10 protein-coding genes and 1 pseudogene are annotated in these 8,548 nt (G+C 66.1%); all 11 read right to left on the bottom strand.

Annotation, left to right across the window (positions count from 1 at the left end; genetic code table 11):
* Nucleotides 1–96 precede the first annotated feature (96 nt).
* A complete protein-coding gene (gene petA / locus ACMUOO_RS15355) occupies nucleotides 97–663 on the bottom strand; it encodes a ubiquinol-cytochrome c reductase iron-sulfur subunit (protein ID WP_301920360.1) in 567 nt (188 codons plus the stop codon).
* 158 nt (nucleotides 664–821) lie between these two features.
* Nucleotides 822–1,460 (bottom strand): LysE family translocator, encoded by a 639-nt coding sequence (locus ACMUOO_RS15360; RefSeq protein WP_301920359.1) that lies wholly within the window; start codon nucleotides 1,458–1,460, stop codon nucleotides 822–824.
* A 1-nt stretch (nucleotide 1,461) separates the two neighbouring features.
* Nucleotides 1,462–2,070, bottom strand: a complete 609-nt coding sequence (locus ACMUOO_RS15365) for a glutathione S-transferase (RefSeq protein WP_301920358.1) — start codon at nucleotides 2,068–2,070, stop codon at nucleotides 1,462–1,464.
* A 7-nt stretch (nucleotides 2,071–2,077) separates the two neighbouring features.
* Nucleotides 2,078–2,356, bottom strand: a complete 279-nt coding sequence (locus tag ACMUOO_RS15370; RefSeq protein ID WP_301920357.1) for a hypothetical protein — start codon at nucleotides 2,354–2,356, stop codon at nucleotides 2,078–2,080.
* A gap of 96 nt (nucleotides 2,357–2,452) precedes the next feature.
* Nucleotides 2,453–3,238 carry a methyltransferase domain-containing protein gene (locus ACMUOO_RS15375; RefSeq protein ID WP_301920356.1) on the bottom strand — a complete coding sequence of 262 codons (786 nt, stop codon included), beginning with the start codon at nucleotides 3,236–3,238 and terminating at the stop codon, nucleotides 2,453–2,455.
* Between the two features lie 3 nt (nucleotides 3,239–3,241).
* The gene (locus ACMUOO_RS15380; protein ID WP_301920355.1) at nucleotides 3,242–4,117 is read right to left on the bottom strand and encodes a dimethylsulfonioproprionate lyase family protein; all 876 of its coding nucleotides are present in this window, start codon (nucleotides 4,115–4,117) and stop codon (nucleotides 3,242–3,244) included.
* Nucleotides 4,114–4,953: an ABC transporter permease subunit gene (locus ACMUOO_RS15385; RefSeq protein WP_301920354.1), complete on the bottom strand. Its 840-nt coding sequence runs from the start codon at nucleotides 4,951–4,953 to the stop codon at nucleotides 4,114–4,116. The genes ACMUOO_RS15380 and ACMUOO_RS15385 overlap by 4 nt, the downstream gene beginning before the upstream one ends.
* Nucleotides 4,953–5,891, bottom strand: coding sequence for an ABC transporter permease (locus ACMUOO_RS15390; RefSeq protein ID WP_301920353.1), 939 nt, complete (start codon nucleotides 5,889–5,891; stop codon nucleotides 4,953–4,955). The genes ACMUOO_RS15385 and ACMUOO_RS15390 overlap by 1 nt, the downstream gene beginning before the upstream one ends.
* Before the next feature lie 3 nt (nucleotides 5,892–5,894).
* Nucleotides 5,895–7,076 carry an ABC transporter ATP-binding protein gene (locus ACMUOO_RS15395; protein WP_301920352.1) on the bottom strand — a complete coding sequence of 394 codons (1,182 nt, stop codon included), beginning with the start codon at nucleotides 7,074–7,076 and terminating at the stop codon, nucleotides 5,895–5,897.
* A gap of 45 nt (nucleotides 7,077–7,121) precedes the next feature.
* Nucleotides 7,122–8,225: a polyamine ABC transporter substrate-binding protein gene (locus ACMUOO_RS15400; RefSeq protein ID WP_301920351.1), complete on the bottom strand. Its 1,104-nt coding sequence runs from the start codon at nucleotides 8,223–8,225 to the stop codon at nucleotides 7,122–7,124.
* Between the two features lie 40 nt (nucleotides 8,226–8,265).
* Nucleotides 8,266–8,548, bottom strand: a pseudogene (locus ACMUOO_RS15405) (aromatic ring-hydroxylating dioxygenase subunit alpha); the annotation flags it as partial.

Below are 8,548 nucleotides of genomic sequence, written 5' to 3' on the forward strand. Positions count from 1 at the left end.
AAGCGCGACGATCGGCAGGCGACGGTGAAGCCACTGCTCGAACCCCGTCTTCGGCTCGTAGTGGTCGTGCGGAATACCGGACATGGATCAGCCCCCTCAGCCGAGTTTGATCGTGGTGTCGTCGGTGAAGGCGACGATCGGAATGTCGAGGTTGCGCGGCGCCGGACCTTTGCGGATGCGGCCCGAGGTATCGTAGTGCGAGCCATGGCAGGGGCAGAACCAGCCGCCGAAATCGCCCGCCCCGTTGCCGAGCGGCACACAACCGAGGTGCGTGCAGACGCCCATCATCACCAGCCACTCGCCCGCTTCGTCGAGCGCGCGGTTCTCGTCGGCGGCATCGGTGCCCGGCTTGTTGGCGTTCTCCGAGTTGCGGTCCACGATCGTCGGATCGTCAAGCGAGACAGCCCGGGCGGCGTCGATTTCTTCCTGCGTGCGGCGGCGGATGAAGACCGGCTTGCCGCGCCATTTGACGGTCAGCTGCGTCCCGACCTCGACGCCCGATATATCGACGAAGATCGACGAAAGTGCCTGAACATCGGCCGAGGGGTTCATCTGATCGACCAGCGTCCAGACGGCGGCGCCGGTGGCGACAGTGCCGGCCCCGGCCGTCGCATAGTAGAGGAAATCCCTCCGGCTGCCTGCGTGATCTTCTGCGTGGGACACGTGCCTTTCTCCCTTTCTCTGGCCGAAGCACGGCCTGCGAAAACGGGGCCGCAGTCGCCCGCAGCCTTCAGAGGCGGTTATTAGCCGCCAATGGCGGGGTCGTCCAGCGGACAAACGGGCGCATTGGGGCCTTGGCAGGGCACTGTGTCGTCGCCGCGTCAGGCGGCGAGGTCGGCCATGAGTTTTGCCGCGAAGGCGATGAAGAAGAGCCCGACCCCGGCCGAGATCGCCGGGGAAAGGCGCGACCAGATGCGGGCGGCGGGGGCGGTGGAGAAGGCCAACGCGTAGACCGCGTGGATCGAAAAGGCGAGCGCGGCCGCGCCAAGGCCGAGAACGGCGATGTCGCCGGCGCGGGCCTCCGCCACCGGAAAAAGCGACAGGATCAAGACCCAGGTTGTCAGCGCCTTTGGATTCGTTGCGTTGACCGCAAGCGAGCGCAGAAACGACGCACGAGGGGCGAGTCCTGCGCGCCCCGCCACGCGGTCCGCGCCATGGTGCCAGCCAGTCCAGGCCGTGCGCAGGTACCGGCTGGCAAACCACAGGAGGAGGCCGATGGCCAGAACCGTCAGCGCCTTGCGTGCCACCGGCACGGCCTGGAACAGACCGGCCATGCCCAGCGTCATCGCAAGGCACCAAAATCCGATGCCGAGCGCGACCCCCGCGGCGGAGGCGAGCCCCGCTTGGCGGCCAGAGCCCATTGCCGAGGTGATTGTATTGAGCACGTTCGGCCCCGGCGAGGCGATGTTCATCGCCAGCACCGCCCAGACCGTGAGGAAAGGCGCGAGCGACAGCGTCACTTCAACCCGCTGGCTCGGTCGCCTTCATGCTGTCGCGGGCCGCGAGTCCCGCGTGCCATTCGGCGAGGCGGGGATGGCCCTGGCGCCAGTTGCGCGCGGCGTGGCGGAAATCGAGGTAGGAGAGCGCGCAGCCGAGCGCGATCTGACCCATGTCGAGCGGTCCGGAGAGGTGATCCTGCCACCGTGATTCCATCAGGTCGAGCGCGCGGGCGATCTTGGCCCACTGGCCCTCGACCCACGGGGCGAAGCGGATTTCCTCGGGTCGCAGGCGTCCCTCGTAGACCATGAGGACGGCGGCTTCGAGAATGCCGTCCGCCGTGGCCTCCAGCGTCAGCGTGCGCCAGAGACGCGGCGATTCCGGATAGAGGCCCGCTCTGGCCCGGTCGTCGAGATAGCGGCATATCACCCGGCTGTCGTAAAGAGCGGTGCCGTCGTCGAGCGCGAGCGCCGGGATCTTTCCCAGGGGGTTCACATCGAGCGGCTGGGTGCCGGGGTCGATGGGCGTGCCGGAAGTGGAGACGACCTCCACTTCCCCGGCCTGCCCGGTTTCAACGAGGAGGACCATCACCTTGCGCCCGAAGGGCGTGGTCGGGGAGTGATACAGACGCATGTGCCCTTCAGATCCTACGGATGCGCAGGCGACCGAGCGCGGCGGCGTCGATCTCGATCGCCGTCTCGCCGAAGCGGAACACCCGGCGGAAGCGTGCGGCCGTGTTGGTCTGGCCACGGTCTGCCGGGCGATGCAGGCCGAGCCCCTCGTCCATGTCATCGAGGGCGTCCTCGGCCCGCTGGTCGACGCGGCCGGGGCGAAGGGCGCGCTTCACGCCATAGGCCACGAGCGCAATCGCGCCGTAACGGATGGCGACGCCGGCAAGGGGCGCGAGGGGAAGTGGCATGGAACCCTCCTTGGGGATGACGTGATGGATGCTAGGGGCCGGGCGGGACCCTGTCCATTCAAGTTTCGTCGACATGGGCGAACCGGGGAGGGCCGCTCAGTCCGGTTTCCGCGCCTTGAGATGCGTGGGGCAGTGTTCGCCCGAATCAAGCACCGGGATCATCCGGCTCCAGATACCGATGTTTTCGTCCACGAACGCCTGTCCGACGGTCTTTGCCGCGGCCGCGCCCACCGGCCCCTTGAGCCGTTCGAGTTCGACGCGCGCCTGCTGACGATACCAGGCGTTGCGGCTGATGACCTCGATCTGGTCGAATCCGGCCCGCTCCATCGCCTCGCGGTAGCGGCCGGGAGACGCCATGCCGAAGTCGAGCCCTTCGGCCGCGATATAGGCAGCCATCTCAGGCGACGGCGCGCCGTCCACGCCGATGAGCCAGTCGGAGGCGACGAAGCGGCCGCCGGGTTTGAGGACCCGGAACACCTCGGCCATGAGGGCGGCCTTGTCGGGGATGTGGACTATGGAGTCCTTGGAAAAGACGATGTCGAAGGTCGCGGGCGGGAACGGCAGCGGGCCCGGCGACACCTTGAGGCAGCCGATCCGGTGCCCGAGACCCTCACGCGCGATCAGTGCGCGGGCATGCGCGAGCACGGTATCCTCCACGTCGATGCCGCAGACGTAGCCGGCGCCGTGGTTCCGCACGAGCGCAATGTCGATCCCGCCCGCGCCGCAGCCGATGTCCAGCACCGACTGGCCGGCGAAGTCGGAGCCGGCGACGAGCCGCCCGACCTCCTCCGGCCCTCCGGGCGAAAGGAAGCCTTCGCCCCAAATCGCCGCCAGCATCGCGATCATCTGCGCGTGGTAGTGTTCGCCTGCCACCGGTTCCATCGTTCATCCTTCGATCCGCATCGCCTCGAGTTCCGCCCAGTCTGCTGCCGGGATGACGTGTGCGGGATGTTTCGTGTCCCTTGTCCAGCCGAAGACACAGAGGAAGGGGGTGGGGCCCACCTTGGTCAGATGCGGTGCTTCGGGGAGGTTCCAGACCGGCTCGTGCGGTCCTTTCACGGTCAGCGGCGCGCCGGGGCCGAAACGCCAGCCGTGCGGGCCGGTCAGCGGCGCATAAAGTTCGGGCGCCGGATGGGCGTGGTCGCGATAGAGCACATGCGGCGCGATGAGAAAGAGGCCGAGGTCGAAGTCATCGGCTTTGATCGCCGCGCCCTCGCCGATCAGCGAGGCGAAGGCATGTCCCTGCCGGAAGGACGGCCCGATCTCCTCGGGCGGGTAGGAATCATAGGTGACCCAGGAGAGGTGCGGCGCGGCGGCACGGATCGCGGCGGCCAGTGCCGGATGGGTCGGTGTCAGCGCCGCGAGTGCCGGCGCGAGGTGTTCGCCTACGATAGCGTTTGCAGGGGACGCGGTCGTGACCGGCCCGTCGCGCCAGCGCGCGATAAGGCTCCGCACCTCGGCCACGCCGGGCCCCGGCAGGGTGGCAAGGTAGCGGTCCATCTCCTCGATCAGGAGACGGATCGCGAGCTCCGGGGCGTCGGGCGGCGGCACATCCAGGGTGAGGCCCCGGGCGGCGAGAAGCGCCGCCGGATCTTCCCGGTCCTGTGGCGAGCAGGTGCGATAGACCTCCAGCACCTCTGGCGCGATCAGGCCTTTTGCGTAGAAATGCATCGCCGCAGCGTAGCGCAGCCGTCCCGAGCCCGGCTGACCGAGCGCCGCATGAAGATCGGCGCTCGCGCGCAGGTCCTCCGTCCCTGTCATTGGTTCGCCTGGTAGGCCATCCGCGCGTCGCGGTCGCGCCGCTTCTCGGCCCGGTTCAGGACGAAACCGGCGATGGCCACGCCTGTGCCGACGATCAGCACGGTGATCGTGGCGAGCGCGTTGATGTCCGGCGTGACCCCCAGCTTCACCTTCGACCAGATCAGGATGGGCAACGTCGTGGTGCCGGGGCCGGTGGTGAAGTTGGTGATCACCACGTCGTCGAGCGAGATCGTGAAGGCCAAAAGCCACCCCGACACGATCGCGGGCGAGATGATCGGCAGGGTGATGTCCTTCATCACCTGCCAGGGGCGCGACCCGAGGTCCATCGCCGCCTCCTCCACCGCCGCATCGGCTTCGGAGAGGCGCGAGTGGACGATCGTGGTGACGAAGACCATCGAGAAGGTGATGTGGGCGAGCGTCACGGTGGTGAAGCCCCGGCTCGCCGGCCAGCCAATCCATTCGGCCATCAGGATGAAGAGCATGAGCGAGGCGATGCCGGTGATGACCTCGGGCATGACGAGGGGTGCGGTCACGAGGCCGGAAAAGAGCGTGCGGCCCCGGAACCGCTTGAACCGCGCGAGCGCGATGCCTGCCATCGTGCCGAGGATCGTCGCAATCGTCGCGCTTAGAAGCGCGATCTTCAGCGACAGGAGCGCGGCGTTCAGGATCTGCCGGTTGGACAGGAGGGAGACATACCACTTTGTCGAGAAACCGCCCCAGACCGTCGCCAGCCGCGACCCGTTGAAGGAATAGACGATCATCGACAGGATCGGCACGTAGAAGAACGCGAAGCCGAAGCAGAGCATGGTCACGAGGAAGGCTGAGCGGCGGTGCATCAGGCGCCCTCCTTCCGCTTTTCGTGCGATTTTCCCTCGAAGTGCGTGTAGAGCATGATCGGCACCACGAGCAGCATGAGAAGCGCCACCGACACCGCCGAGGCCATCGGCCAGTCGCGGGCCGAGGCGAATTCGTCCGAGATGACACGCCCGATCATCGGCTGGCGCGCGCTGCCGACGAGCGAGGGGATGATCAGTTCCCCCGAGGCCGGGATGAAGACGAGAAGCCCGCCCGCGATGATGCCCGGCACCGAAAGCGGCAGGGTGATGTCGAGGAAGACCCGGAACGGCCGCGAGCCGAGGTCCATCGACGCCTCGTCCAGCGTCCGGTCGAGCTTTTCGAGGTTGGCATACAGCGGCAGGATCATGAACGGCAGGTAGGAATAGACCATGACGAGCACGACGGCGAAGTTGGTGTTCATCATCGGGATCGACCGCAGCGCCCAGTCGGTCGGCACCAGCCAGTTCCATGATGTCGTCAAGAGCTTGTTGAACCAGCTGTTCGTCCCCATCAGCCCGATCCAGGCGTAGACGCGCAGAAGAAACGAGGTCCAGAACGGCAGGATGACGAGCATGAGGAGGATGTTGCGCCAGGCCGGCGAGACGCGCGTCAGGCCGAGCGCCATCGGGTAGCCGATGAGCAGGCAAAGGAAGGTGGCGATCCCGGCGTTCACGATCGAGGTCAGGTAGGCGCGGACATAGAGGTCGTCCTGGAAGAGCCGTGCGTAATGCGCAGTGTTGAGCACCGGGTGTTCGCCGCCGAAGGAGAACGGCGGGGCCGTCGGCGTCCGCGTGGCGAAGCTCATCGCGATGACGATGACGAAGGGCAAGAGGAAGAAGAGCACAAGCCAGACGTAGGGCGTTGCAATCGTGACGTTGATCCAGCCCTTTCGGTTGAACCAGCGCTGGAAGGCGGTGTCGGTATGGGCGCCGGCCATGCGTCAGTCCTTCAGCAGGATCGCTGCGGCGGGATCAAAGGACAGGAAGACCGCGTCTTCCCAGTCCGCGACCCGCTCGTGCTCGCCCGTCCTGCGGGCGTTGACGGAGTTGACGAGCATGACGTGGCCCGAGGGCAGGGCGATGCGATAGAGACTATCCTTGCCGAAATAGGCAAGACTCTGCACCGTTCCGGGAAAGGTGTTCGGAAGGTCGTGCCGCATCCGGGAGAGGTGGATCTTCTCCGGCCGCACGGCGAGCGTGATCGGCTGGCCCGGAGCCAGGCCCGGGATCGCACGGGCGGTGACGATGCCTCCTAGGTCGGGCACCTCGACCTCGACCGTCTCGCCTCCCGTCGCGCGCACCTTCGCCTCGAAGAAGTTGATCGAGCCGATGAATCCCGCCACGAAACGCGAGTTCGGGTATTCGTAGACATCGGTCGCGGTGCCGATCTGCATGATCCGGCCCTTGTCCATCACCGCAAGGCGGGACGAGAGCGTCATCGCCTCTTCCTGGTCATGGGTGACGACGATAAAGGTGGTGCCGGTCTTTTCCTGAATCTCCATCAGCTCGAACTGGGTGTGCTCGCGCAGCTTCTTGTCGAGCGCTGCGAGCGGCTCGTCGAGGAGAAGGAGTTTTGGCTGCTTGGCGAGCGCGCGGGCCAGCGCCACGCGCTGCCGCTGCCCGCCTGAAATCTGGTGCGGCTTTCGATGTCCGAACTCCGTCAGTTGCACGAGATCGAGCATCTCGCGGACCCTCTCGGCGCGCTGGGCCGGGGTCATGTCCTCGTGCTTGAGGCCATAGGCCACGTTCTTTTCCACCGTCATGTGGGGGAAAAGCGCGTAGGACTGAAACATCATGTTCACGGGCCGTTCATAGGGCGGCAGGTCGGTCATGTCCTGCCCGTCGATGAAGACGCGGCCCTCGGTCGGTGCCTCAAACCCGGCCAGCACCCGCAGAAGGGTGGTCTTGCCGCAGCCCGAACCGCCAAGGAGCGAGAAAATCTCGCCCTTCTGGATCTCCAGCGTCACGTCCGATACGGCGGTGAAGGTGCCGAACCGCTTGGTGACATGGTCGATGCGGATGAAGGGCGGTTCCTTCACCGCGGTCTGCGGCACCTGGGCACCGGGAAAGGCCGCCACGGTGGTGGCGGCCCGCTGGTCGGCTGATCGGGCGGGTTCGGGCACGGGCGGTCTCTCCGGTTCATGTGGCGTGAGAACGGAGGCGCGTGCTCAGCCCGACTTGATCTCCTGCCAGGCGCGGGTCATCGCGCGGTCCTGCTCTTCGGAGAAGGGCTTCGGCGCCCACATCCGGCCGATCGTGTCGGCATCGGGATAGACCGCCGGGTCTTCGAGGATCTCGGGCAGGATGAATTCCTTCGCCGCGAGGTTGCCGGTGGCGTAGTAGGTGTAATTCGTGCACCCGGCGGCGACTTCGGGCTGCATCATGAAGTCCATGAACTTGTAGGCGTTCTCGCGGTTCGGAGCGTCCGCGGTGATGCACATCACGTCGATCCAGGCAGGCGCGCCGGACTTCGGCACGAAGTAGGCCAGATTCATCTCTATTCCGGCCTCGGCCGCGCGGGTCGCCGCCGTCGCGTAGTCGCCCGACCAGTTGTTGATGACGCAGAGTTCGCCGTTCGGGATCGCGTTCAGGTAGTTGGTGTTGTCGAAGGTGCGGATGTACGGGCGGATCGGCTTGAACGCCTCGACGACCTTCTGGTAGTCCTCGACGTTGGTCGTGTCGCCGTCGAGCCCGAGATATTTCAGCACCATCAGCATGATGTCGGACGGGCTGTCGAGGATGGAGATTCCGCAGTCGGCGAGTTTCTCGGCGTTCTCCGGTTTGAAGATGAGGTCCATGGTCGTCATGTCAGCGTCGGGAATGCGCTCCTTGACCATGTCCACGTTGAAGGTGAAGCCGACCGAGCCCCACATGTAGGGCACCCCGTACATGTTGTCCGGGTCCCAGCCCGCGAGGATGCGCAGCACGTCGGGGTCGAGGTTCTTCCAATTCGGAAGGAGCGTCTTGTCGAGCTTTTCATAGAGCCCCGCGGCGATCGCGCGCGGCATGTCGATGCCGGCATGGTCAACGACGTCGTAGCCGGTGGAGCCGGCGAGCATCTTGGCCTGCATCTCCTCTGCCGAAGAGTAGGTGTCGTAGACAACGCCGATCCCCGTCTGCGCCTCGAAATCGGCGAGCGTCGTCTCGCCGATGTAGTCCGCCCAGTTGTAGACGTTGACGGTGCCCGCCTGTGCCCAGGAGGGGCGGACGTAAGGTAAGGCAAGCGCCCCGCCGATCGCGGTGAGAGCGGTTCTTCGCGTGAGTGTGGTCATCCTTCGTATCTCCCCGTTTGCATCGTCTTTTTTCCAGAGATTATGACGGATTCGCGCTAGCGCTACGCAAATCTTCGTTCAGGGCGGCAATCCGGTCTTCCTCGGGCGCCGCGCTCAGCCGGGTCACCGGCAGAATGCGGCGGATCTGGTCGTGGTGGGCGCGCACGCCGAATTCGAGGTCTGAGAGGTGGAAATCATCGAAGGCGGTGGATTTCATCGACTCGTTCGACCAGATCGACAATTGGCGGTCCTCGGCCGAGGTCGCGCGGTCGATCCGGGTGGCGAGGTAGCGGGCCGCGCGGGTGGCGCGGTCTTCCTCCGAC

This window comes from Albidovulum sp., assembly GCF_041919395.1.
In the GTDB taxonomy this organism is placed as follows: domain Bacteria; phylum Pseudomonadota; class Alphaproteobacteria; order Rhodobacterales; family Rhodobacteraceae; genus Albidovulum.